Origin of the sequence: Brevundimonas sp. LF-1 (assembly GCF_037055305.1) — a bacterium.
Taxonomy (GTDB): domain Bacteria; phylum Pseudomonadota; class Alphaproteobacteria; order Caulobacterales; family Caulobacteraceae; genus Brevundimonas; species Brevundimonas sanguinis.
The window spans coordinates 208,190-227,339 of the sequence record NZ_CP146349.1 but is presented as its reverse complement, the minus strand read 5'-3'; the positions used below and the strand labels follow the sequence as shown (position 1 = coordinate 227,339).

The 19,150-nt window shown below is 68.7% G+C and carries 15 protein-coding genes and 3 pseudogenes; 11 read left to right on the top strand and 7 right to left on the bottom strand.

Annotated elements, in window-relative coordinates; all coding sequences use genetic code 11:
- Positions 1-33 precede the first annotated feature (33 nt).
- The 3 genes from V8F63_RS01195 to purB all read right to left on the bottom strand — a co-directional run bounded on the left by V8F63_RS01195 (position 34) and on the right by purB (position 2,344).
- Positions 34-513, bottom strand: coding sequence for a DNA-deoxyinosine glycosylase (locus V8F63_RS01195; RefSeq protein WP_392354284.1), 480 nt, complete (start codon positions 511-513; stop codon positions 34-36).
- A gap of 19 nt (positions 514-532) precedes the next feature.
- A complete protein-coding gene (locus tag V8F63_RS01190; RefSeq protein ID WP_392354283.1) occupies positions 533-937 on the bottom strand; it encodes a hypothetical protein in 405 nt (134 codons plus the stop codon).
- A gap of 105 nt (positions 938-1,042) precedes the next feature.
- A complete protein-coding gene (gene purB, locus V8F63_RS01185; protein ID WP_392354282.1) occupies positions 1,043-2,344 on the bottom strand; it encodes an adenylosuccinate lyase in 1,302 nt (433 codons plus the stop codon).
- 216 nt (positions 2,345-2,560) lie between these two features.
- On the opposite strand from purB, the pseudogene V8F63_RS01180 reads away from it, so the two are divergent.
- Positions 2,561-2,880 (top strand): annotated as a pseudogene (locus V8F63_RS01180) (multidrug efflux SMR transporter).
- Positions 2,881-2,907: 27 nt separating this feature from the next.
- On the opposite strand, the gene V8F63_RS01175 reads toward V8F63_RS01180, so the two are convergent.
- The 3 genes from V8F63_RS01175 to V8F63_RS01165 form a co-directional block, all read right to left on the bottom strand.
- A complete protein-coding gene (locus V8F63_RS01175; RefSeq protein WP_392354281.1) occupies positions 2,908-3,363 on the bottom strand; it encodes a transglycosylase SLT domain-containing protein in 456 nt (151 codons plus the stop codon).
- Entirely contained in the window at positions 3,363-4,598 is a 1,236-nt protein-coding gene (locus tag V8F63_RS01170; protein WP_392354280.1) for a lytic transglycosylase domain-containing protein, read from the bottom strand. Before V8F63_RS01170 ends, V8F63_RS01175 begins: the two co-directional genes overlap by 1 nt.
- A 95-nt stretch (positions 4,599-4,693) precedes the next feature.
- A complete protein-coding gene (locus tag V8F63_RS01165; RefSeq protein WP_392354279.1) occupies positions 4,694-5,482 on the bottom strand; it encodes a uracil-DNA glycosylase in 789 nt (262 codons plus the stop codon).
- Between the two features lie 211 nt (positions 5,483-5,693).
- Here V8F63_RS01165 and V8F63_RS01160 point away from each other — a divergent pair.
- The 8 genes and pseudogenes from V8F63_RS01160 (at position 5,694) to V8F63_RS01125 (ending at position 14,936) form a co-directional block, all read left to right on the top strand.
- Positions 5,694-7,348: pseudogene (locus tag V8F63_RS01160) on the top strand (electron transfer flavoprotein-ubiquinone oxidoreductase).
- A 579-nt stretch (positions 7,349-7,927) separates the two neighbouring features.
- Positions 7,928-8,347 carry a hypothetical protein gene (locus V8F63_RS01155; RefSeq protein WP_392354278.1) on the top strand — a complete coding sequence of 140 codons (420 nt, stop codon included), beginning with the start codon at positions 7,928-7,930 and terminating at the stop codon, positions 8,345-8,347.
- Positions 8,233-9,468 (top strand): tetratricopeptide repeat protein, encoded by a 1,236-nt coding sequence (locus tag V8F63_RS01150; protein WP_392354277.1) that lies wholly within the window; start codon positions 8,233-8,235, stop codon positions 9,466-9,468. Before V8F63_RS01155 ends, V8F63_RS01150 begins: the two co-directional genes overlap by 115 nt.
- Positions 9,469-9,472: 4 nt before the next feature.
- On the top strand, positions 9,473-10,372 hold the full coding sequence (locus V8F63_RS01145) for a 4-(cytidine 5'-diphospho)-2-C-methyl-D-erythritol kinase (RefSeq protein WP_392354276.1): 900 nt from the start codon (positions 9,473-9,475) through the stop codon (positions 10,370-10,372).
- Positions 10,373-10,407: 35 nt separating this feature from the next.
- Positions 10,408-11,301, top strand: coding sequence for a hypothetical protein (locus tag V8F63_RS01140; protein ID WP_392354275.1), 894 nt, complete (start codon positions 10,408-10,410; stop codon positions 11,299-11,301).
- Positions 11,302-11,625: 324 nt separating this feature from the next.
- Positions 11,626-13,338 carry a S8 family serine peptidase gene (locus tag V8F63_RS01135; protein WP_392354274.1) on the top strand — a complete coding sequence of 571 codons (1,713 nt, stop codon included), beginning with the start codon at positions 11,626-11,628 and terminating at the stop codon, positions 13,336-13,338.
- Positions 13,339-13,428: 90 nt separating this feature from the next.
- Positions 13,429-14,424, top strand: coding sequence for an autotransporter outer membrane beta-barrel domain-containing protein (locus V8F63_RS01130; protein WP_392354273.1), 996 nt, complete (start codon positions 13,429-13,431; stop codon positions 14,422-14,424).
- A complete protein-coding gene (locus V8F63_RS01125) occupies positions 14,382-14,936 on the top strand; it encodes an autotransporter outer membrane beta-barrel domain-containing protein (protein ID WP_392355004.1) in 555 nt (184 codons plus the stop codon). Before V8F63_RS01130 ends, V8F63_RS01125 begins: the two co-directional genes overlap by 43 nt.
- A 91-nt stretch (positions 14,937-15,027) precedes the next feature.
- Here V8F63_RS01125 and V8F63_RS01120 read toward each other — a convergent pair whose 3' ends face one another.
- Positions 15,028-15,780 (bottom strand): polysaccharide deacetylase family protein, encoded by a 753-nt coding sequence (locus V8F63_RS01120; RefSeq protein ID WP_392354272.1) that lies wholly within the window; start codon positions 15,778-15,780, stop codon positions 15,028-15,030.
- 120 nt (positions 15,781-15,900) lie between these two features.
- On the opposite strand from V8F63_RS01120, the gene V8F63_RS01115 reads away from it, so the two are divergent.
- Together V8F63_RS01115 and glyS are read left to right on the top strand one after the other, a co-directional pair.
- Positions 15,901-16,791 (top strand): glycine--tRNA ligase subunit alpha, encoded by an 891-nt coding sequence (locus V8F63_RS01115; protein ID WP_024354710.1) that lies wholly within the window; start codon positions 15,901-15,903, stop codon positions 16,789-16,791.
- Positions 16,791-18,999 (top strand): annotated as a pseudogene (glyS, locus tag V8F63_RS01110) (glycine--tRNA ligase subunit beta). Before V8F63_RS01115 ends, glyS begins: the two are co-directional and overlap by 1 nt.
- The last annotated feature ends 151 nt before the right edge of the window (positions 19,000-19,150 follow it).

The window sequence follows — 19,150 nt, the reverse complement described above, 5'->3', positions numbered from 1 at the left end:
CCGATCATGTGCGCCCAGCGGCCAGATAGGGGCTCAAAGTGGACCACTGCGCCAGTTTTTCTCGAAGGGCCGCGCGTGGGCGGGGCTGGATGACGGCAGGTCGAGCAGGGCGGCCGTGGTCGCGCCCTCCAGGATGCGCCGCCCCGCGCGCGCCGCCGTTCCGCCATTGAAGGCGACCGCGTGCAAGGCCGGAAGACGCGCCGTCAAGTCGATCAGATCGGCGGCTTCGGGATTGCGGATGGCGGCGTCCAGACTGCCGCGACGCTCGGCCGAGGCGATCACGTCCCATAGGCCGACGCCATGCGCCAGGAGCGCCTCCAGCCGCGCCGGGTAGGGCCGGGCGGCCAGCGGCGCGCCGAGCAAGGCCTCCATCAGCCGCCAGAAGGCGTTGCGCGGGTGAGCGTAGTATTGACCCGCGCTCAGCGAGGCGTCGCCCGGCAGGCTGCCGAGGATCAGGACGCATGTGCGCTCGTCAACGACGGGCGCAAAGCCGACCCGGCGGGCCGTGCTCACCGGTCGCGCCGGAACCCGGTTAGCTGACGGCCGAAGGCGGCGATTCCTCGCCCATCAGGAAGCTGGTCACCGGGTGCATCGGATGGTTGGCGCGCGGTTCGCCGCTGTTGTAGGCGGACACCATGCCGAAGTTGAAATAGATGAAGCCGTACTGCTTGCCGCTGCGCTGGATCAGGGCGGCGACCTGTTCCCTGAGGTCCCCCGCCGCGCCTTGCAGGGCCTCCATCGGGATTTTGACCGGCCGCCCGTCCTCGCCCGAGAAGCTTAGGGACCAGGGCAGGGAGGTCTCCATGATCTCGCTGATCAGTTCCGCCGTCGGTTTCTCGAACACGTCGGGAATCTGCACCAGCCCGTCGCGCGCATAGACGTCCGCATATTTCTGAACGTCGAGGGCGGGGTTCAGGCGAAGGGGCGGCTGGGACATCGTGCGGGCGCTCCGGGGCGTGGGATCACGCCGATATTCCCTCATAGGGCAGGCGGAGCGCCGGGGCCAAGGGCCGTGATGGCCCCTGGCTTTCTATACAGAGGCTCAGGCCTCGCCGAACACCCGAGCGAAGATCACGTCCACGTTCTTGGTATGGTAGCCGAGGTCGAACAGCGCCTCGAGCTGGTCGTGGGGCAGGGTGACGCGCGGGTCGGCCTTCAGGAAGTCGATGAAGACGCCTTCGCCGCGCCAGACCTTCATGGCGTTCTCCTGAACCGCCGCATAGGCATCCTCGCGCGAGACGCCCGCCTGGGTCAGGGCCAGCATGACCCGTTGCGAGAAGACCAGGCCGCCCAGGCGGTCGAGGTTCTTCTGCATGTTCTCGGGGTAGACGTTCAGGCGCTCGATCACGCCCGCCAGACGGTGCAGGGCGAAGTCCAGGTGGATGGTGGCGTCCGGGCCGATGCCGCGCTCGACCGAGGAATGGCTGATGTCCCGCTCGTGCCACAGGGCGACGTTCTCCATCGCCGGGGTCACGGCCGAGCGGACCAGACGGGCCAGGCCGGTCAGGTTCTCGGTCAGGATCGGGTTGCGCTTGTGCGGCATGGCCGACGAGCCCTTCTGGCCCTTGTCGAAGAACTCCTCGGCTTCGAGGACTTCGGTGCGCTGCAGGTGGCGGATCTCGACGGCCAGACGCTCGACGGAGGAGGCGACGACGCCGAGGGCGGCGAAATAGGCGGCGTGGCGATCGCGCGGGATGACCTGGGTCGAGACCGGCTCGACGGCGAGGCCCATCTGGTCGGCGACGTATTGCTCAACCGCCGGATCGACGTTGGCGAAGGTCCCAACGGCGCCCGAGATGGCGCAGGTGGCGATCTCTTCACGGGCGGTGATCAGGCGACGCTTGGCGCGCTGGAACTCGGCGTGATAGCCGGCCAGTTTCAGGCCGAAGGTCACCGGCTCGGCGTGGATGCCGTGCGAACGGCCCACGGTCGGGGTGTATTTATGCTCCTTGGCGCGCTTTTCCAGCGCGGCCAGAACCCGGTCGACGCCGCCCAGCAGCAGGTCGGTCGAGCGCGCCAGCTGCACCGCGAAGCACGTGTCCAGCACGTCCGAGGAGGTCATGCCCTGGTGCAGGAAGCGGGCCTCGTCGCCGACGATCTCGGCCACGTGCGTCAGGAAGGCGATGACGTCGTGCTTGGTGACGCTTTCGATCTCATCGATGCGGTCGGCGTCGAAGGTCGCGTCCTTGCCCTTGGCCCAGATGGCCTGCGCGGCCTCGGTGGGAATGACGCCCAGCTCGGCCATCTTCGTGGCGGCGTGGGCCTCGATCTCGAACCAGATCTTGTACTTGGTCTCTTGCGACCAGATGGCGACGGCGTCGGGGCGGGAATAGCGCGTGATCATGGACGCGTCGTGTCGTTCGCGAGGGGCCGGGAGTCAAGGTTGGCCGGGCCGAAGTGGCGGCTTTTGAGCATCACTTCCGCGCGGATCGGCATTCCTCGGCGCGGAAATCTTGACTGGTGGGGGCCCTGTCCCAGATACAGCGCGCTCAGAGGACGACCTCTCCCATTATGGGCATGACGCCGGGACGACCCGGCACGCCATGCAAGGGAGACTGTCATGGCCTGGATTTTCCTTCTGCTCGCCGGTCTGTTCGAGATCGTCTGGGCCTTCCTGATGAAGATGTCGGAAGGCTTCACCAAGCCGTGGGCGACCGTTGGCACCATCGGCTTCATGATCGTCAGCTTCGGCCTGTTGTCGCTGGCGATGAAGTCCCTGCCGCTGGGCACCGCCTATGTGATCTGGACCGGCATCGGCGCTGTGGGCGCCTTCGTCGTCGGCATCGCCGTGCTGGGCGAGCCGATCACGCCCTGCGCATCCTCGGCGCCGTGCTGATCGTCAGCGGCCTGGTGGTGCTGAAGCTCGCCTCCAGCCAGTGACGGCCCGCGGCCGCGCCCCAGGCTCGCCTAGCGCGAGCCGCCGCCCAGCACGGCCTCGGCCACCTGAAGCGGCGCCGGGGCGGGCGGGACGTAGTCGAGGCGGATCGGCACGGCGCGCGCGCCCGAGGCCAGGGCCTCCAGCGTCTTGACCGGCCCGCCCATCATCCGCTGATAGATCCAATAGGCCGCGACGACCTTCTCGACGTATTCGCGGGCCTGAGGCACGTCGATGCTCTCGATCAGCAGCAGGGGATCGGCGTCGGCGCCCAGCTTGCGGATCGCCGCCAGCATCGGTCCCGGCCCGGCGTTGTAGGAGGCCACCGCCTTCAGCAGGTCGCCCTGGAAGGACTCGATCTGGAACAGGCGGTTCACATAGTCCTGGCCCAGCTTCATGTTCACTGCCGGGTCCAGCAGGCGCTGGGGCGTGCGGACATAGCCCTGGTCTCCGGTCATGTGGGCGGCGGTGGTCGGCATGACCTGCATCAGCCCATAGGCGCGGCGCCCGAGCGGGCGTTGGCGTCAAAGCCCGTCTCCTTGCGCGCGATGGCGTAGACGAGGGCCTTCTCGATGGTGAAGCCGCCGATCGGCTGCAGTTCGGGCATCGGGTAGTGGAGGGCGTCGATGCGGCTGGCCTCGGACTGGGCGGCGCGGCCTGAGGAAACCAGGCGATAGAGCCCGGCCCACATCGGGCGCGCCGCGGTGTCGCCGCTGGCGGCGCGCAGGCCGTTGCGGGCGGCCAGTTCGGCGTCGCTGCGTCGCCCGACTTCGTACAGGGCCACGGTGCGGCGAGCGTCCTCGTCCGACTGGATGAAGGCGTTGAGCGCGCGCGTGTCGACGCCGATCGGCTCGGGCGCCAAGGCGGCGCGCTGCAGCGTCGCCTCATAGGAGCGCGGCCCCAAGTTCTCGATCACCGGCTCTTCGCCTAGCTGATGCAGGGCGATCTGGCCGTAGAAGGTGGCCGGCCAGCGCGCGGCCTGGCGCAGGTATTCGACCACGCGCTCCTGACGGCCCGACTGGGCCGCCGCCCGCGCCGCCCAGAAGGCGCCGCCCGAGCGCACCCACGGATCCTCGGTCGGGTCCTGGGCTACGTGTTCAAAGGCGCGGAAGGCCTCGGCGTGCCGGTCCATCCGCCAGGCGGCCAGCCCGGCCGTCCACCAGTCTCCGATCTGCTGGCCCATGTCATAGGCGCCGGCCAGATCATCGTTGTTCAGGGCCACGCGCGCGGCCTTGGCCGGATCGTTCACCCCGCCGTCGCCGGGGCTGGTCAGGCTGGCCCAGGTGCGGGACAGCAGGCCGCCCGGACGCTTGGGCTCGGGCGCGCCGTCGGGCAGGCGCCGCATGGCCAGGGTATAGACCCGGTCGGCCATCGGCAGGTCGGAATAGGTCTCCAGCCAGGCCGCCAGCTCCTCATAGGCGGCGACGTGGCTGGGGTGGAACAGGCGCTCGAACTCGACCTGACCCAGAAGGACGCGGTCCTTGGCCTGACGCGCCGAGCTGCGGGCCAGCTCCAGATCGCCGCGCCGCAGGGCGTCGAAGGCGGTGGTGTAGCTAAGGCGGTCCTCGCTGCTCAGCGCCGTAGGCGAGGCCTCGGCGATAGCGGCCGTCGCCACATAGGGGCGGGAGGAGTCAGCTTCCTCGGCCTGGGCGACGCCCCCAGCTAGGGCGCACAGGGCGAAGGCGAACAGAGACGCGCGACGCGTCCGGCGGAAAGAATACATGACGCGGCGGCCCCCTTCGTCGGCGTCGGCCCCGTCTCGATTCGGGATTCTACGACGCTCTGCGGACTGGTCTCCAAGAGGGCAGGATGCCTGAATCAGGCGCCCGGCTCAACCACTTCGCTTCGCAGACGGACGGACAAATCGAGAATGTCCTTCCAAACCAGACCCTTGGCCTGGGGTTGGCGCAACAGGAAGGCGGGATGGAGGGTGGCGATGGCGGGCGCGGCGATTCCGCCCTCGGACAGCCGCCATTCGCGCCACTGGCCGCGGATCCGCATGATGCCGTCGTCGGTCTTCAGCACGGCCTTGGCCGCCGACGCCCCGACCAGCAGCACCGCCTTGGGCTTCAGCAGGGTCGCGGCGCGCTGGACGAAGGGCGCGCAGGCGGCCTGTTCCTGGGGCGTCGGCGCGCGGTTTCCCGGCGTCTTCCAGAAGACGGTGTTGGTGATGAAGGTCTCGTCCAACAGGCCCGCCGCCGTCAGGATGCGGTCCAGAAGCTGTCCCGCCTGCCCGACGAAGGGCTGGCCGCGCACGTCCTCTTCTGCGCCGGGGCCTTCGCCGATGATCATCAGCGAGCCTTGCGGATTGCCGCGCGCAAAGACGGCCTGACGGGCGCCCATGGCGCGCAGGGGGCAGCCCTCGAAGGCCGCGATGGCTTCAGCCAGTTCGTCCAGCGTCGCCGCGCCCGCCGCCAGACGGCGGGCCTCAGCTGCGGCTTCGTCGACCGACGGCGCCGCGTCGGGCGCGCGCAGGGGCGTGATCGTGGCGGGGCCCTTGGCCGCGACCGGGGCGACAAAGATCGTCCGGTCGACCGGCTCGTCCTCGAAGCAGGCGTCAACGCCCGCGTCGCGCCAGAAGGCGAACAGGGCCTCTGCGGCGGCCATGTCGAGGAGGAGGCGTTCATAGGACCCTAGGCAATAGGCCTTGACCGCCCCCGCGTCACCTCCCGATAAGGCGAATAAGCACGACGACAATGAGGATTGAGGGGACATGGCCGAGGAAATGATCGAAGGCGGCGCCAAGAACGCATGGCAGGAAGCCGTCATCGACAACCTGCCCCCGCTGGAGGCCCTGGTCGGCGCCGAGCGCGAGGTCATGGAGTATGACGTCGTCATCGTCGGCGGCGGCCCCGCCGGCCTGTCCGCCGCCATCCGCCTGAAGCAGCGGGCCGAGAAGGACGGCAAGGAGATCTCCGTCGCCGTGCTGGAGAAGTCGGCCGAGATCGGCGGCCACGTCCTGTCGGGCGCCGTCATTGATCCCAAGGCGCTGAACGAACTCTTCCCCGACTGGAAGGAACGCGGCGCCCGCTGGAGACGCCGGTGACCAAGGACAAGTTCCTGGTCCTGGGGCCGCAGGGGCAGGCGTCGCTGCCGATGTTCGCCCTGCCGCCCTTCATGCACAACGACGGCTGCTACATCGCCTCGCTGGGCAATGTCGCGCGCTGGCTGGCCGAGCAGGCGGAAGGCTTGGGCGTCGAGGTCTACCCCGGCATGGCCGCCAGCCATGTGGTCTGGGACGAAGAGACCGGCCGGGTGAAGGGCGTCGTCGCGGGCGTCTTCGGCATCGACCGCGAGGGCAAGCCGACCGGCGACTTCCAGCCCGGTCTCGAACTGCACGGCAAATACGTCTTCATCGCCGAGGGCGTGCGCGGCTCGCTGGCCAAGACCATCATGGCCCGCCACAACCTGTGCGACGCCGCGGATCCCCAGAAGTTCGGCATCGGCCTGAAGGAACTGTGGCAGATCCCGGCCGAGAAGCACCAGCCCGGTCTGGTCCAGCACACGACCGGCTGGCCGCTGGACGACAAGACGGGCGGCGGCTCGTTCCTGTACCACTTCGGCGACCGCTACGTGTCCGTCGGCTTCGTCGTGCACTTGAACTACAAGAACCCCTTCCTGTCGCCGTTCGACGAGTTCCAGCAGTTCAAGCACCACCCCTCGATCGCCGAACATCTGGAGGGCGGCGCCCGCATCTCCTACGGCGCCCGCGCCATCACCGAGGGCGGCTTCCAGTCGGTGCCCAAGCTGGCCTTCTCCGGCGGCGCCCTGATCGGCTGTTCGGCGGGCTTCGTGAACGTGCCGCGCATTAAGGGCAGCCACAACGCCATGAAGACCGGCATGCTGGCCGCCGACGCCGCCTATGACGCCGTGATCGCCGGCCGTTCGGGCGATGTGCTCGAGGCCTATGAAGCGGCCTACAAGTCGTCGTGGGTTTACAAAGAGCTGAAGGTCGTCCGCAACGCCAAGCCCCTGCTGTCCAAGCTGGGCACGATGATGGGCGGGGCGGTCGGCATGTTCGACCTGTGGGTCAACCACCTGACCGGCGGCTTCTCCTTCTTCGGCACGATGAAGCACGGCAAGACCGACGCCGCTTCGACCGAGCCGGCGGCGATGCACAAGGCGATCGCCTATCCCAAGCCGGACGGGAAGCTGTCGTTCGACAAGCTGTCGAGCGTCTTCATCTCCAACACCAACCACGCCGAGGACCAGCCTGCCCACCTGAAGCTGCTGGACCCGTCGGTGCCGATCAACGTCAACTTGCCCAAGTACGGCGAGCCCGCACGGCTGTATTGCCCGGCGGGCGTGTACGAAGTCGTCTATGCCGACGAGGCGAACCGCGCCGATCCGCGCTTCGTCATCAACGCCCAGAACTGCGTCCACTGCAAAACCTGCGACATCAAGGACCCGTCGCAGAACATCGTCTGGACCACGCCGGAGGGCGGCGGCGGCCCGAACTACCCGAACATGTAAGACACGCGCGCGGCTTCTCCCTCCCCGTCCCGGGGAAGGTGGTCGCGCAGCGGCCGGGTGGGGAGGGCCGGGCGATCCTGGCCTCGGTGTTTGAATAGCCAAGCCGCCCCCACCCGGCTTCGCCTTCGGCTCAGCCACCCTCCCCGGGACGGGGAGGGAGAGGCGTTGCGGTGCTTTTCCTCCACATGATCTTGCGGGCGCAGGGGAAAGCGTGAAGGGTCCGGCCATGCGTTTCGTCTCTTCTCGCCCTGTCCTGTTCCTAGCGGCTTCCGCCCTTGCGCTGTCGCTGGCCGCGCCCGCCCTGGCGCAGGACGCGCCGCCCGAACCCGCACCACCCGACGCCGCGTCGCAGGACGCCCCTCCCAGGATGTAGAGACGCACTCCGAGCCCAACGGCGACCCGGTTCCGCACATCATCATCGCCGATGAACCGCAAACGCCCGAAGAACCTAAGGTCACGCCCATTCCCGCCGAATGGTCGCCGATCCCGCTGGACGCCCATCGAACCAGCGCCTTCGGCCTTTACCTGGCCGGTCGCAACGCCCTGACCAGCGGCGAAAGCGCGACCGGCGCCGATTACTTGGCCCGCGTCTACGCCCTGACGCCCGAGCAGCCGCGCGTGCGCGAGCAGGCCTTCACCGCCGCCCTTCTGGCGGGCGACCTGAACGAGGCGGGGCGCATCGCCCCGACCGATCCCGACGTCTCGCCGGTCATCGTTCAGGCGGGGCGACTGGTGCAGGCGGTGCAGGCCTATGCCGGCGGCGACGCGCGCCGGGCCAACGCCCTGTTGATCGCCGCCCCGGTGGGCGAGCCGCACGACCGCGCCGGCTTCTATGTCCAGGCCTGGATCGCCGCGGCGGCGGGGACTGGGACCGCGCCCTGGCCATGCCGCCGGCTGATTTCGACCCAGTCAGCAATCTGGTGGCGCGGGGCAATCGCGCGCGCCTGCTGGAGCAGCGCCGCCGCTACGCCGAGGCCGACGCCGAATGGCGCGACCTGACCAGCCACGCCCTGGCCGGCGCCCTGTTCCGTCTGCCTTATGGCGAGTTTCTGGAGCGGCGCGGCCGTCGCGACGAGGCCCTGGCTCAGTATGACGCCGCCGTCACCGCCCGCACCGCCGACCGCCGGGTCATGGAGGGCCGCGAACGCGTCTTGTCCAAGGCCCGGCCGCCGGCCTTGGTGAACTACCGTGAGGGCGCGGCCCAGGCGCTGCGCACCGCTGCGGACCAGATGGTCGCCCAGCGCGCCTATGAGTTCGGCGCCGTCTATCTGCGTCTGGCACAGAACCTGGCGCCCAGCGACAACACCCAGCTGCTGATCGGCCAGACCCTGATCCAGGGCGGCATCGAGCCGGCGGGCCGCGCCGCCCTGGCCGAGGTCAGCGAGGCGTCGCCGGCGACTTACGCGGCCGCCCGGGTGCAGATGGCCATCAGCCTGGCCAAGGTCGATCGCAACGACGAGGCCCTGGCCGAACTGCGGCGCGCGGCCTCCGTACGGCCGGACGAGGCGGCGGTGGCCTATATGCTGGCCAGTCAGTTGCTGCAGATGGAGCGGCACGAAGAGGCGCTGGAGCTGTTGAACGGCCCGTTGCTGAACACGGCGGATCAGGGCTTCGAGGTCCATTTCCTGCGCGGCGCCGCCTATGAATCGCTGGACCGGGACACCGAGGCGGAGGCCGAGCTGTGGGCCGCCCTGCAGATGCAGCCTGACAATCCGACCCTGCTGAACTACCTCGGCTATCTGTGGGTCGATACGGGCTCGCGGGTCGAGGAGGGCGCCGCCATGATCGCCCGCGCGCACGCCGCCGATCCCAAGGACGGCAATATCCAGGACTCGCTCGGCTGGGCCCAGTTCCGTCAGGGGCAGTATGAGGCGGCCGTGGTCAATCTGGAGGGCGCTGTCGACAAGGAGCCGGCCAACGCCGAGATCAACGACCACCTGGGCGACGCCTATTGGGCGGTGGGCCGCCAACGCGAGGCGGGCTTCCAGTGGAACCGTGTGCTGACGCTGGAGGTCGACGACAAGCGCCGCGCCGAGGTCGAGGCCAAGCTGCGCGACCGCCTGGGCCAGGACCCGACCGGGGACAAGGGGATCGGCTCTGCGGGCGGCGCGTCCGACTGACGCCATGCAGACCCATGACGCCCTGAGCGGACTGGCGCCCGCGAAGATCAACCTGTTGCTGCACGTCGCAGCGGTGCAGGCCGACGGCTATCATCCGCTGGTCAGCCTGGCCGCCTTCGCCGATGTCGGCGACCGGTTGACCGTGCGCCGCGCCGACGCCTTGTCGCTTGCGGTCGAAGGGCCGTTCGCGGCCGGGTTGGACGGGCAGGGCGACAACCTGATCATCAAGGCGCTGCTCGCTCTCGGGGAGGCGGCGGGAATCGGCGCGCCGCCCGTGGCGGTCACGCTGGACAAGCGCCTGCCCATCGCCGCCGGACTGGGCGGCGGATCTGCGGATGCCGGGGCGGCGCTGCGGTTGACGGCGCGCCTGCTGGGCCTCGATCTGCCGGAAGACGAACTGGAACGCCTCGCCCTTTCCGCCGGGGCGGACGGCCCCATGTGCCTGCGCGCTCGCCCGGCCTGGGCCTGCGGGATCGGAGAGGCTCTGGAGGACGAACCGCGCCTGCCGACCCTGCACGGCGTGTTGCTGAACCCCGGCCTGCCGTCGCCGACGGGCGCCGTCTATCGCGCCTATGACGCCGCGCCCGCCGCCGGGGCGGATCGCCCTGCGCCGCCTGCCGACTGGTCGGTCGCCTCGGTCATCGACTGGCTGTCGGCTCAGAGGAACGATCTTGAGGCGCCCGCCCTGTCGGTCACGCCGGGGATTGAACAGGCGCTGGCCGCCATGCGCCCTGCGCCGGGCTGTCGCCTGACGCGGATGTCCGGCTCGGGCGCCACGGTCTTCGGCCTGTTCGATGATCGTGCGGCGGCGATCGAGGCGGCCTTGGCGCTTGATCGGCCGGGCTGGTGGTCGCGTCCGGTGGTGCTGGGCGCTCCGGATATCGAGCCGCGTTCGGTAATTTAACCGGATTTACAGCCCCTGCGGTCAAGCTGGCGGCCATGACCCAGCTGACGCCCGAACAGACCGCCGCCTTCGAACGCGCCCTGTCGCGCCTGTCGCCCGCCGACCGCGCTCGCGTCGCAGAGATCAAGGACGCTGCGGCCCGCGCCGCCGCCGAGGTCGCGCCTCACTGGGACTTCGAACTGGCCGCACGCACCGTGGACGGCCTGCTGGGGGAGGGCGCGAACGACGACCAGAGACGCGGCTTGATCGCCGCCTGGGCGCTGGAGCTGCCCGGAAGGATCGCCGCCGAGCGCCTGCCGCAGGCGGTTCTGGCCGGCTATCCGACCTATATCGACCGTCTGGCGACCTATCTCGACAGCGGGGCGGACCCGTATGATCCCGACTTCTGGGCCAAGGACGTGCGGGTGGCCCTGGCCCTCAGCGTGCCGGGCAGCAAGACGCAGATGCTGGACCTGTCCTCGCCGGTGGGACCTGGCCTGGTGGTGCGGCATATGCTGGGCGGGCGCGGTCCTGGTCCGTTGATCGCTTGGCTGCAGGCGGGAGGCTGGCGGCCCTGGCTGGAGACCCACACCGAGGCGCGCGACCTGTCGGACTTCAACGAGGCGGGTTGGGAGCGCAACTGGGCCGCCGCCGCCGCCCTGTTACAGACGCGGCCGGAACTGGCAGGCGTCATCGGCTCCAGCTGGTTCTTCGATCCGCCGCTGGAGACCATCAGCCCGCGCCTGACCTATCTGCGGACAACGCCCGTGAACAACGGCGCCTTCATGATCCATCAGGGCGGCGGCGAGATCCATGACGAGCGCGCTTCGGCCTCATCCCCGACGCGCCGGGCGATGATCGAAAAAGGCGAATACCGCGCCTGCTCCTGGCTGCTGTGCTGGCCGCGCAGGCCCCTGATCCGCTGGGCGACGCAGCAAGGCCTCATCTGAGCGCGGGGCGGCTGAACCTTCAACCTATAGGTGCGACATCTTGGCGCGCCGTGTCCGGATTTCTCGGCTGGGCCTTGGGGCGGAACCTCGAGCCCCTTCCCGGCGGCGCTCGGAAAAGCGGGGTTTGGAGAAAAATCCAATTTCGAGCGGTCGAAGCGTTGCCGTATCGTAAAATCATAGTTGTGAAGAAGAATCTCCGTTCCGTGATTGACAGTAGTCGGAACTTTCCGGCTCAAATGCAGGTGGAGGGAGCGCCGTGAATCGACGGTCAGGGGACTATCGGGACGGACGCGCCTTTTTGTGCAGTCATCATAGCGGGGAACCATGATTAACGCGTTCAAGGCCGGCCTTCTTGTTGCAGTCGCCGGATCGGCCCTTGTCTGGGCCAGCGACGCCTCCGCCCAGGCGCCGGTCGCGCCCCCGGCGGGCGGTTTCTATATGGCGGACGGCTCGCGCACCGCTGATTATCAGGCGGCGCTGGCCTCCTGGCGCGAAGACGCGCAGTTCTCGATCGACTACTCCAAGGCTTATCTAGGTCTGGAGCACGCCTATGCCCTGGGCCTGACCGGCAAGGGCCTGACCGTCGGCGTAAATGACGCGGGCGTCTACATGGACCACCCGCTGTTCGGCGGGGCGGGCAAGATCAAGGGCCTGAACACCGTCGTCTCCGACGACTACGGCAACAACGGCCGCATCAATCCGCGGCGCGGCTGGGAAGGTCACGGCACCCACGTGGCGGGCACCATCGGCGGCGGCCGCATGGAAGGCGAGCTGATGTTCGGCAACGCCTTCGGCGCCAACATCTATTCGGCCACGACCAACTTCGCCGCCGGCGACTTCCTGTGGTTCCGCGACGTCTACATCAACGGCGACATCGTCAGCACGCCCCAGACCAACATCATCGACCTGGCCGCCACCGGCGAGGTGCGGATCATCAACAACAGCTGGGGTTCGTCGAACAGCCTGCCCTTCAACGCGTCCGAGGCGCTGGTGCGTCAGACCTTCGGTCCGCGCAGCAACTACGGCGACTTCTACAAGCCGGTTCTCGACAATGACGTCCTGGTCGTCTTCTCGACCGGCAACGGCGGAGGCGCGCATGCCGGCATCGACGCCGCCGCGCCCATGTTCGATCCGCGCCTGCGTTCCAACTGGCTGTCCGTCGCCAACTATACCGGCGCCCTGACGCCCAGCCCCTCCACCAGCTTCTGCGGCCAGACCGCGACCTGGTGCGTGGCCGGTCCGGGCCATCAGATCATCTCGGCGGTGCCGGGCTTTGACTTCGACTTCAACGCCATTGTCGCCATGTATCGGCCGGCGGATTACATTTCGCTCTACACGCCCACGACGGTGGCGGCGTTGCAGAACGCGGCTGTAAACCGTTTCCTGGGCACGCTGAACGCCTATCTGAACGCCAAGTTCGCCGCCGAGGCTGCGGGCCTGCCGTTCGATGAGGCCGCCGCGCGTCGTCGGGTGGCCGAGGACGCGGTCGCCATCACCCTGATTTCGGGCGGCCGCATGGGCGACCCGGACGGCTTCACCTCGCAACTCGCCAGCCTGCTGACCTCGGCCGGCAACATGGCGATCCTGACGCCGGCCTTCTCGTCCGACGTGCTGACCCAGGCCAACGCCCTGCTGATGCAGCGGCTGGAGAGCCTGATCACTTACACCGGGCCGGGCTATGCGGCCTACACGGGCACTTCGATGGCTGCGCCCAACATCTCGGGTTTTGCGGCCCTGCTGATGGAGCACTTCCCCGAGTATGACACGGCGCTGATCAGCGACATCCTGGTGTCCAGTTCGCTGGACCTGGACGCGCCGGGCGTGGACCTGCTGTCGGGCTGGGGGCGCCGCAGATGGAGGTCGCGCTCAAGGGGCCGACGGCTCTGCGCGACGTTCGGGACGTCGATGTCCGCGTCGGCACGGTGGACGTGTGGAGCAACGACATCGGCGATGCGCGCGACCGCTATTCGGCCGAGGTTCTGGCCTCCTTCCCCGACGACATCGGCGGCATCGTCAAGAAGGGCGGCGGCGAGCTGATCCTGACGGGCACCAACGACTACACCGGCGCCACGCGCGTCGAGGGGGCTGCTGACCGTCAACGGCAGCCTGATCAACTCGACCTCGACCGTGGCGGAGCTGGGGATGCTGGGCGGCCTGGGCCGTCTGGCCGATGTGGTGGTCGAGAAGGGCGGCGTCCTGTCGCCCGGCGATACCGCCAATCCGTTCGGCACGCTGACCATCGCCAACGACCTGCTGTTCAAGGACGGCTCCTATCTGTGGATCCGCTCCAGCGTCAACGGGGCCCAGCATTCGCGCGTGGCCGTGGAAGGCGCGACCACGCTGGAAGGCGGCGAAGTCATCCTCAAGGCCGACCAGGGCGAATGGAATCTGCGCACCCGCATGAACATCCTGCAGTCGGCGGGCGGCGTGACCGGCGCCTTCGCCGGCGCCAAGAGCGATCTGGCCTTCCTGAAGCCGATCCTCACCTATGACGCCAATACCGTGAAGCTGACCCTGGTCCGCAACGATGTGACCATCGCCTCGGCCGGGACCACCCCGAACACGAAGGCTGTCGGCGGCGCCCTGGACGTCATGACGGCGTCGATCATCCCGGACGCGCCCGCAGGCCGCAACACGGCGCTTGAAGACGCCATCCTGGACGGCAGCTTCGACAATGTGCGCGGCGCGCTGAACAGTCTGACGGGCGAGGTCCACGCGACCCTGGCCGGCGTGGCGACCGGCGACTCGCGCTTCATCCGCGACGCCATGCTGACGCGCGGCCGCAACGGCACGACCGAGGCGGTCGACGGTCGCGGCGTCGCCGTCTGGGCGTCGGGCGTCTTCGGCAGCGGGCGTCAGGACAACGGCGAACTGGCCGGCTTCCGCAGCGAAACCTCGGGCTATCTGGCCGGGGTCGAGAAGACGCTGAACGGCCGCTCGCACATCGGCGTCGCCGTCGGCGAAAGCCAGTCGGAAATCCGCGCCAACCGCCTGAGCTCGACCGGCGAGGTCAAGACCCAGCACATCGGCCTCTACGGCGCCGCCAGCCTGGGCGCCTTCGACTTCCGTCTGGGCGGCGCCTGGATGGATCGCGCACCCGCACCGACCGGACGGCCTCGCTGAACCGCTTCAACGAGCAACTGACCGGCCGTTACGACGGCGAGGCCTGGCAGGCCTATGGCGAGGTGTCCTGGCGCAAGCCGGTCATGGGCTCGACCGTGCTGGAGCCCTACCTGAACTACACCCGCGTCGAATATGATGCGGACGTGGTCGAGCGCGGCGGCGACGCGGCCCTGTCGGGCGACGTCTCCCAGACCTCGGACCTGCTGACGGCCGGTCTGCGCACCGAAACCTATCTGGCGGGCGGCAACGGCCGTCCGGCGCTGTCGGCGATCGGCCATCTGGCCTGGACCGAAGACCTGAGCGGCGACGGCCCCGTGTTCAACGCGGCCTTTGCAGATGGTCCGGTCTTCCGCGTCGAAGGCGCCGACCTGAACTCGGGCGCGCTGCAGGCGGGTCTGGGCTTCAACATCGAGGCCAACAAGTCGACCAATATCGAGGTCGGTTACTCGGGCGTCTTCAACGACGACTACAAGGACCACCGCCTGACCGGCCGCGTCAGCTTCCGGTTCTGATCAGTGCGGACGCCGGGGCTTCGGTCCCGGCGATCCTGACGGACAGACGCCGTCGCCCTCAGCGGGCGGCGGCGTTTTTCTTTGGGTGAAGTCAGAGAGCGCCGCCGCTGACGCGCTCCCACGCCTCGCCGACCGGCAGGATCTCCAGCCCCGCCGCATTGGCCAGGCGGATCAGGCGGTCCAGGTCTTCGGGCGTGCAGCCGTAGGGGGTGGGATCGCTCTCCACATCGTGCCCATAGGCGATCAGCCAGCCGGGCGCTTCAGCCGCGCGCGCGACCAGCGCGTCGAGGTCGTAGTGGGGCAGGCGCCGCGACTCCAGGCCGATGGCCTGAAGGTTGGCCCGGTCGGCCCGGCCGGCGTTGACCCCGTCGCGCACGCCGCGTCCCAGCAGGAAGCGCTCGTCGATCACCGCCTTGGCGCCCAAGGCCACGTCGCCGAACGGCCAGGCGAAGGTGGTCATGACGTGGCCGTCCAGCCGATCGCTGACCCACTCGGCGTTGCGCGCCAGCTGGTTCGTCAGTTCGGCGGGGCTCAGGCGCAGGGCGCTGACGTGGTCGAAGGTGTGGCAGCCGATCTCGTGCCCGGCCTCATGCGCGGCCTGCAGGTGTTCGACCTCGAACTGGGCCTTGCCGATGTTCTCGCCGCCGCACAGGCCGCCCGCGACGTAATAGGTCGCCCTGATCCCGTGTTCAGCCAGGATCGGCCCGGCTTCGGTCCAGGCGCTGGCCGGGAAGTCGTCGAAGCTGAGGCTGAGAATCCCGCGCGCCGGCGCGACTGTCACCGGCCTGACGCCCATATAGCGCGCCGCCCGGCGGCGCATCTGATCGATCCGTTGCTGCATCATGAGCGCCTTCTAGCGCATCGGCGCTTGCAGAAGGGTGAAGGTTTCGGCCCGCTTGCCTTGCTGGCGAAGCGTGGCGGCCCTATGGTCCGCGCCTCCCGAAATCGGACCGAAATGTCGACCGTGGCCGCTGCTGAACCTCTATCGTTTCAGGACCTGATCCTGACCCTGCACCACTATTGGAGCGAGCAGGGCTGCGCCATTTTGCAGCCCTATGATATTGAGGTCGGCGCCGGCACCCTGCACCCGGCCACCGTGCTGCGCGCCCTGGGCAAGAAGCCGTGGAAGGCCGCCTATGTGCAGCCCAGCCGCCGCCCCGGCGATGGTCGATACGGCGAGAACCCCAACCGGCTGCAGCACTATTACCAGTATCAGGTCATCCTGAAGCCGAACCCCGACAACCTGCAGGAGCTGTATCTGAACTCCCTGCGCGCCATCGGCATCGACCCCAGCCTGCACGACATCCGCTTTGTCGAGGACGACTGGGAAAACCCCACCGTCGGCGCCTGGGGGCTGGGCTGGGAGGTCTGGTGCGACGGCATGGAGGTGACGCAGTTCACCTATTTCCAGGGCGTCGGCGGCATCGAGGTCGACGTGGTCTCGGGCGAACTGACCTACGGGCTGGAGCGTCTGGCCATGTATGTTCAGGGCGTCGACAACGTCTATGACCTGAAGTTCAACAAGGAGGGCCTGACCTATGGCGAGGTCTTCCTGGAGAACGAGCGCCAGCAGTCGGAAGCCAACTTCCACGGCTATGACGTCGCCGCGCTGAAGCGCCGCTTCGAGGACATGGAGCGCGAGGCCGCCCACTTCCTGACTATGAAGGGGCCGCAGGGGCAGCCGCTGGTGCTGGCCGCCTATGATCAGGTGCTGAAGGCCTCGCACCTGTTCAACCTGATGGACGCCCGCGGCGCCATCGCCGTCGCCGAACGCCAGAGCTACATCGGCCGCATCCGCGACCTGTGCAAAGCCTGCGCCCTCGCTCAAGTCGAACACGAACGGGCGACCGCCTGATGTCCCAGCTTCTCCTCGAAATCTTCTCCGAAGAAATCCCCGCCCGCATGCAACAAGGCGCCGCGCGCGAGCTGGAGCGCATGGCGTCTGACCGTCTGAAGGCCGCGGGCCTGACCTGGGACGCGCTGACCACCTACGCCGGGCCGCGCCGCCTGACGCTGGTCATCGACGGCCTGCCCGCCGCCACGCCCGACCGCAACGAAGAGTTGAAGGGGCCGAAGACCTCGGCCCCGGCGCAGGCGCTGGAAGGCTTCCTGCGCAAGACCGGCCTGACGCAGGACCAACTGGTCGAGCGCGACGGCGTCTGGTTCGCTGAGATCAGCAGCAAGGGCCGCGCGACCACCGAGGTCGTGGCCGAGAGCGTCGACGACATCATCCGCCACTTCCCCTGGCCCAAGTCGATGCGCTGGGGCACGGGCACCCTGCGCTGGGTGCGGCCGATCAAGCGCATTCTGGCCCTGTTCGACGGTGCGGTGATCCCGTTCGAGGTGGACGGCATCCAGAGCGGCGACGTGACCGAGGGCCACCGCTTCATGGGCGCGGGCCAGCCGTTCGCGGTCAAGGACTTCGCCGACTACCGTACCAAGCTGGAGCGCAACTTCGTCCTGCTGGACGCCGCCGACCGCAAGCTGCGCATCCTCGAGGGCGCCAAGGCCGTCTGCGCGGCCAAGGGGCTGGCTCTGGTCGATGACAACGGCCTGCTGGACGAGGTGTCGGGTCTGGCCGAATGGCCGACGCCGATCCTGGGCGACATGGACCCGCAGTTCCTGGCCCTGCCGCCGGAAGTGGTCCAGCTTTCGATGAAGGTGCACCAGAAGTATTTCGCCGTGCGCGAACCGGGCAAGGAAGGCCTGGCCCCCACTTCGTCGTCGTCGCCAACGTCGAGGCGACCGACGGCGGCGCGGCCCTGGCCGCAGGCAACGCCAAGGTGCTGTCGGCGCGTCTGAGCGACGCCGAGTTCTTCTGGACCGAGGACCAGAAGGTCGGCTTCGACGCCTGGAACGCCAAGCTGAAGGACGTCACCTTCCACGCCAAGCTGGGCACGCTGGCCGAGCGCGTCGACCGTATCGCGGCGCTGGCGCGCGAGATCGCCCCGCTGGTCGGCGCCGATCCGGCGCAGGCCGAACAGGCCGCGCGCCTGTCCAAGGCCGACCTGGCCTCGGGCATGGTGGGCGAGTTCCCGGAACTGCAGGGGATCATGGGCGGCTACTACGCCCGTCTGGCCGGTCAGCCCGACGCCGTGGCCGACGCCATCCGCGACCACTACAAGCCGCAGGGGCCGGGCGACACCGTCCCGACCTCCCCGGTCACGGTCGCCGTCGCCATGGCCGAAAAGCTGGACACCCTGGTCGGCTTCTTCGCCATCGACGAAAAGCCCACGGGCTCGAAGGACCCCTACGCCCTGCGCCGCGCCGCGCTGGGCGTGATCCGGCTGGTGCTGGAGAATGGGGTGCGCGTCGAGCTTTCGAATATCGTCATCCATGCAGGGCGGCGACTAATGGCTCAGCAGTTGGCTGGCCGCGCCGACAAGCTTGAGGCTTTCTTGGAGCCGCTTCGCAAGAGCGGCGACTTGGCAGACGATGGGCTGTTGCAACAGCTTTCAAGCGTATCTCAAAAGACTGCCGGTGTGCTTGTCGTTGATACCGTTGAGAAAACGCCGCCTCAGGAGTGGGAGCGTCGACGCTCCCTCGATTTTGGGTTGTTTGTAATGGACCGCCTGACCGTCCTCCTGCGCGACAAGGGCCAGCGCCACGACCTTGTGGCGGCCGTCTTCGCTCTGGGCGACGACGATCTGGTGCGGATCGTGCGTCGGGTGGAGGCGCTGGCCGCCTTCCTGGCGACGGACGACGGGGCGAACCTGCTGGCGGGCTACAAGCGCGCCGCCCAGTTGCTCAAGGCCGAAGAGAAGAAGGGACCGCTGCCGGCAGCGCCGTCGCCACCGGCCTGCCGAACCAGCCGGCGGAAGAGACCGCCCTGGCCTTCGCCGCCGCCGCCGCCGCCTCGGCTGTGGACGCCGCGCTGGAGGCCGAGGACTTCGCCGCCGCCATGACGGCCCTGGCGCGCCTGCGCGCTCCGGTCGACGCCTTCTTCACCGCCGTCATGGTCAACTCCGACGTGGCCGAAGAGCGCGAAAACCGCCTGAAGCTGCTGGGCCAGGTGCGCGGCGTCATGAACCGCGTCGCCGACTTCGGCCAGATCGCGGGCTGATCCATCATCCCTTCTCCCCTTGTGGGAGAAGGTGGACGGCGAAGCCGGACGGATGAGGGGTGCGAGGACACGGGCGGGCGGCTTCTGATCAAACCTCGCGCCGACACCCCTCATCCGGCCCTGACGGGCCACCTTCTCCCACAAGGGGAGA